The following is a 1842-nucleotide window of genomic DNA, read 5'->3' on the forward strand; positions in this document are numbered from 1 at the left end:
GGCATCGGCTGGTGAGCCGACCGGGCGCTGGCGCCGTTCGCGAGGTTCGTCCACCCTCGTGCGTCCCCCTGTGTCGAAGCGTCTGGTGCAGATGTGACAAGTGTGGTTCCAGCGTACTGGCTCGGCGCGCCGGAACGGTGCTGCGCCACGCCACGTCATCGTGGGGCACGATGAAAGGCATGGGAGATCACGCGGTCTATGTCGTTGGCGCCGGTGGGCAGCTCGGGCGCGCCCTGATGGCACGGACTTTCGGCGGCGGTGCACCGATCGGTTTCGGTTCGGCCGAACTCGATGTGACCGATGCGGCCGCCGTGGCCAGCGCGCTCGCCGGATTGGGCCCCGGAGATGTGGTCATTAACGCCGCGGCCTACACCGATGTTGACGGCGCCGAGACTGACCGGGCCGCGGCCTATGCGGTCAACGCCGCGGGCCCCGCCCACTTGGCGGAGGTCACTGCGGCTGCCGGAGCGCGCCTGATCCACGTGTCCACCGACTACGTCTTCACCGGGGAGGCTGCGCGCACGGTACCCTTCGAACCTGCCGATCTGGACCCGGAGGCCGCACCAACCACTGTCTATGGCGCCAGCAAACTCGCCGGGGAGTGGGCCGCGCTGCGGGGCGACCCCACTGCCACGGTGGTGCGTACCAGCTGGGTGTTCACCGGTGGGCCGGACTCGAACGACTTCGTCGGGACCATGCGCCGGTTGGAAGCGGCGCGGCCGGAGATCTCCGTCGTCGACGATCAGCGTGGCTCGCCCACCTACGTCGACGACCTTGCCGACGGCCTGGTGGAATTGGTTGAGCAGACGTGGGTGGTACCGGCGGCCACGGCCGGGAAAGTGATGCACGCGACCGGGGCGGGCGATGGTACGTGGTGTGATCTGGCGCGTGCGGTCTTCGCCGGGGTCGGCGCCGATCCGCAGCGGGTGCACCCGTGCACGACGGCCGATTTTCCCCGTCCGGCACCGCGGCCAGCGTTCTCAGTGCTGTCGAACGACTCGTGGCGTGCGGCAGGACTGACGCCGCTGCGTGATTGGCGCGCGGCGCTGACCGCTAGTCTGGATCGGTGACTTGCCAGCCTGAGCACCCGGAAACCGGGCGCAGCGCATCTGAGACCGTGGGCGTGGTGACCGTGACGTACTCGTCCGGCGACTATTTGCCCGGCTTCCTTGCCACCCTGAAGACCGCGACGACCCGGCCGGTCCAGGTGGTCATCGCCGACAACGGTTCCACCGACGGCGCACCCGAAGCGGCCGCCGCCGAGGATCCCGAGGTGACCCTGGTGCACACCGGCGGGAACCTCGGCTACGGCGGCGGGATGAACCGCGGAGTGGCCGAGCTGAACCCGGACATCGAGTTCATCGTCATCGCCAACCCGGACATCGAGTGGACACCCGGCAGTCTCGACGAGTTGATCGACGCGGCCGCGCGCTGGCCCCGGGCTGGCGCCCTCGGCCCGCTGATCACCGAACCGGACGGCACCGTCTATCCGTCCGCACGTCGGGTGCCCGACCTAATCTCGGGCACCGGACATGCCGTGCTCGGGGCCGTGTGGAAGAACAATCCGTGGACTGCGGCCTATCGCAACACCGACACGCAGCTCGACGAGGGGCCGGTCGGCTGGCTGTCCGGGTCTTGTCTACTGGTGCGTCGCACCGCCTTCGAGAGCATCGACGGCTTCGATTCCCGCTACTTCATGTTCATGGAGGACGTGGACCTCGGCGACCGGCTGTCGACGGCGGGCTGGCTGAATATCTATGTGCCGTCTGCGTCGGCGATGCACGCCAAGAGTCACTCGGTCTCGAAATACCCGGAGCGGATGATCACCGCCCACCACGACAG

Annotated in this window: 2 protein-coding genes; both read left to right on the forward strand. The window is 68.6% G+C overall.

What is annotated here, in order from left to right; translation table 11 throughout:
* Positions 1 to 179 precede the first annotated feature (179 nt).
* Positions 180 to 1070, forward strand: a complete 891-nt coding sequence (gene rfbD, locus WAW85_RS15370; RefSeq protein WP_422560458.1) for a dTDP-4-dehydrorhamnose reductase — start codon at positions 180 to 182, stop codon at positions 1068 to 1070.
* The coding region (locus tag WAW85_RS15375; protein ID WP_422560459.1) for a glycosyltransferase family 2 protein at positions 1067 to 1842 on the forward strand (776 nt) is incomplete at its 3' end. The genes rfbD and WAW85_RS15375, both read left to right, overlap by 4 nt.

This window comes from Gordonia sp. (in: high G+C Gram-positive bacteria), from assembly GCF_049299075.1.
Lineage (GTDB): Bacteria > Actinomycetota > Actinomycetes > Mycobacteriales > Mycobacteriaceae > Gordonia.